We start from the raw sequence: 2221 nt of genomic DNA, 5'->3' as shown, positions 1-2221 counted from the left end.
GCGGGGCGGCAGGCGCTTTTGCCCGAGCGGCCGGTGCGGAGGCCTAGGCGCCGCCGCGCTTCGCCTCGAAACGCGGCAGGGTGGCCTTGAAGGTCGCGCCCTCGCCCGGCTTGCTCTCGATCGTCAGCCTGCCGCGATGGCGCAGCACGATGTGCTTGACGATGGCGAGGCCGAGCCCCGTTCCGCCGGCCTCGCGGCTCGCGGCGGTATCGACGCGGTAGAAGCGCTCCGTCAGGCGCGGCAGATGCTCCGGCGCGATGCCCGGCCCGTCGTCGCGGACATGGACGCTGGCCTCGTCCTCCCCGGCTTCGACCGCGATGGCAACCTCGCCGCCCTGCTTGCCGTATTTGATCGCGTTCTCGACGAGGTTCTCCATCAGCCGCAGAAGTTCGTCGCGATCGCCCGGCACGAGCAGCGCCTCCGGCGGCGTCCGCAGCGCCAGCGTCACCTCGCGCTCGCGCGCCATCAGGGCGAGCGAGTCGACGATCTCCCGCGCGATGCCGGCGAGGTCGACCGGCGTGTCCGGCGCCACATGGGCGCGCTGCTCGATCCGCGAGAGGGAAAGCAGGTCGTCGACGAGGCGCGCCATCCGCAGTCCCTGCTCGCGCATGATGCCGAGGAAGCGCTCGCGTGCCCGCTCGTCGTTGCGCGCCGGGCCCTGCAGGGTCTCGACGAAGCCGAGCAGCGAGGCCAGCGGCGTGCGTAGCTCATGGCTGGCATTGGCGACGAAATCGACGCGCATGCGCTCGATCACGCGCTGCTCGCTGAGATCCTGGAAGGTGAGCAGTGTTGCCCGCCGCCGTCCGCCGCCCAGCGCTGCGATATGGATGCGGAAGGCGCGTTCGAACGGCACCCGCTCGACCAGCTCGACGGTGTTGCGCCCGCCCTCATGCGCAACCTGCTCGATCGCGTCGTTGAGATCGGGATCGCGCAGGACCAGGGCCAGGAACTTGCCGATCTCGAGCCCCGGGATGAGCGCGCGCATCGCCGGGCTCAGCGCCTGCGCGACGCCCTGCTCGTCCAGCAGCACCACGGGCGCGCCGAGCGCCTCGATCATGGTCCGCGTCGTCGCGGTATCGGAAACGGCAATATCGACCATGGAGGCGCCCGGAGCCAGCCGGCATGGGCCGGCTCGCCCTTCCTGAGCGGAAGACGCCGGGGCGTCAATTCCCTTCCGCGCGACAGCCGGCTAGGCTTCATCCGAACAGGAGGCGCCTATGGCCAAGACGGATGTGAAGGCGGACAAGCTGCGCGAGCCCCCCGCCGGCGGCTCCCGGGAAGCGTCTCCGAAGGAGGCGAAGCGCAAGCCCGCCAAGCCGAAGGGCTTCGACATCGAGGCCGATACCCTGCCGGAATCGATCATCGACGCCGCCTACCACAGCGGCGACTACCCCTATGGCAAGCGGATGAAGCGCAAGCGCTACAATCGCGAGATGGAGCCGCTGCAGATCGAGCTCCAGAAGCTGACCCGCTGGGCATCGAAGCAGGGCGAGCGGATCGTGATCGTGTTCGAGGGGCGGGACGGTGCCGGCAAGGGCGGCACGATCAGCCGCTTCACCCAGCATCTCAATCCGCGCCAGGCGCGCATCGTCGCCCTCCCGAAGCCCTCCGACACCGAGAAGGGCCAGTGGTATCTGCAGCGCTATGCGGCGGAGATGCCGACCTCCGGCGAGATCGTCTTCTTCGACCGTTCCTGGTACAACCGCGCCGGCGTCGAGCGCGTCATGGGCTTCTGCACGCCGGAGCAGACCGAGCATTTCCTGCGCGAGGCCCCGATCTTCGAGAGCATGCTGGCACATGACGGCATCCGCCTGATCAAGCTCTTCCTCACCATCGGCCGCGAGATGCAGATGACACGCCTGCACGCCCGCTGGCACGATCCGCTCAAGCGCTGGAAGCTTTCGCCGATCGACTTCGAGGCCATCCCGCGTTTCGACGACTATTCCCGCGCCTTCGACGAGATGCTGGGCCGCACCTCGACCGAGGCCGCGCCCTGGCATGTCGTGCGCAGCAACGACAAGCTGCGCGCCCGCCTCAACGCCATCCGCCATGTGCTCGGGGCGATCCCCTATGCCGACAAGGATGAAAGGGCCATCGGCAAGCTGGACGAGGAGATCGTCATCCCTGTCGATCGCTATCTCGACCACGGCGGCGAACCGGAGGATCGCTGAGCCCTGTGCCGGCTCCTGCCGGATTCCGGCCACGGAATCGGGTGATGCTT

2 protein-coding genes are annotated in these 2221 nt (G+C 68.8%); one reads left to right on the top strand and one right to left on the bottom strand.

The window, feature by feature from the left end; all coding sequences use genetic code 11:
* Window positions 1–43 precede the first annotated feature (43 nt).
* A complete protein-coding gene (locus ACIPIA_RS14640; protein ID WP_400510601.1) occupies window positions 44–1099 on the bottom strand; it encodes an ATP-binding protein in 1056 nt (351 codons plus the stop codon).
* Between the two features lie 118 nt (window positions 1100–1217).
* Between ACIPIA_RS14640 and ppk2 the strand changes: the two genes are divergently transcribed.
* Window positions 1218–2171, top strand: coding sequence for a polyphosphate kinase 2 (ppk2, locus tag ACIPIA_RS14635; protein ID WP_400510599.1), 954 nt, complete (start codon window positions 1218–1220; stop codon window positions 2169–2171).
* The last annotated feature ends 50 nt before the right edge of the window (window positions 2172–2221 follow it).

The sequence above is a fragment of the Allobosea sp. CER48 genome, from assembly GCF_044752385.1.
In the GTDB taxonomy this organism is placed as follows: Bacteria; Pseudomonadota; Alphaproteobacteria; order Rhizobiales; family Beijerinckiaceae; genus Allobosea.
Note: the sequence above shows the minus strand (reverse complement) of the source record. Positions and strands in the feature narration are given on the sequence as shown.